Source organism: Arhodomonas sp. KWT (assembly GCF_010993615.1).
This window is the reverse complement of the sequence record NZ_WNXE01000930.1, coordinates 1-656: the sequence shown is the minus strand read 5'-3', so window position 1 is coordinate 656 and position 656 is coordinate 1. Positions and strand designations below refer to the sequence as shown.

At 69.8% G+C, this 656-nt stretch carries 1 protein-coding gene; it reads left to right on the top strand.

The genetic code is table 11. The features are described 5' to 3' along the window. Window positions 1–169: 169 nt before the first annotated feature. Window positions 170–656: EI24 domain-containing protein (locus tag G7A99_RS23365; RefSeq protein ID WP_205600035.1), on the top strand; the 487-nt coding region annotated here is incomplete at its 3' end.

Sequence of the window (656 nt, the reverse complement as noted above, 5' to 3'; positions counted from 1 at the left end):
CGATCGACGGCACGGCCGGGCGTCGTCAAGCGACCGGCTGTGTTATAGATTCCCGGGGGCCTGCCCGTACGCCGGAGCGCGGGTCCGCCGCATCGCCGGGCACGGCATGTCACGCAACGCCCGTTCCGGGGCGCGGAAACGGGCGAACCGTCACACCGGGAGATTTTCCATGATCCGTGATTTCCTCCGCGGCGTCAGCTACGTCCCCCGCGGCTTCGCCCTGCTCGGTGAGCCCGGCCTGCGGCGTTTCGTGGCCCTGCCCGTGATCATCAACGCGCTGATCTTCCTCGGCCTGTTCTGGCTCGGCGCGGAGTACTACGGGATGCTGCTGAACTACCTCCTGCCGGATACCGCCGCGCTCGGTGACGGCTGGATCGGCGACGTGCTGACGGTATTCGTGGTGCTCCTGCGCTGGCTGCTGTGGCCGCTGTTCATCCTCGCCGCCGCGGTGGTGATGTTCTACACCTTCACTGCCGTGGCCAACCTCGTGGGCTCGCCGTTCAACGGCATGCTCGCCGCCCGGGTGGAGGCCCGGGCCACCGGGCACATGCCCCCGGAGGTCAGCAGCGGCGGGCTGGTGGTGGAGACGGTCGGCGCCCTGGGCGACGAGCTGCGCAAGATCGCCCACTTCGCCCTGCTCGCCGTCCCCCTGCTGG